The following is a 254-nucleotide window of genomic DNA, read 5'->3' on the forward strand; positions in this document are numbered from 1 at the left end:
AATGTTTCTTTGCTGGTGGACGTTATATGAGAAAAATATTGAAATTGAGGAACATGTGTTTGCCAGTGGTGGACACGTTCATCCATATACAAATCACTTTGTGACCGAGCGCCCCAGAATAATTCAAATGGTAGCTTGGATCCTTGCGCCAAAAGATGTTCTATCATGGCTTTAATGGGGGCAAATCCAGTGCCTGCTGCGAGAAATAAAATAGGCTTTTCAAAATCCAAGTTACGAATATGACAATTTCCCAT

General features: G+C 40.2%; 1 pseudogene. It reads right to left on the bottom strand.

Annotated features, from left to right (window positions below):
• Window positions 1–254: pseudogene (locus tag IEX97_RS13110) on the bottom strand (hypothetical protein); the annotation flags it as partial.

This window comes from Paenalicyclobacillus cellulosilyticus, from assembly GCF_014647315.1.
Classification (GTDB): Bacteria; Bacillota; Bacilli; order Alicyclobacillales; family Alicyclobacillaceae; genus Alicyclobacillus_J; species Alicyclobacillus_J cellulosilyticus.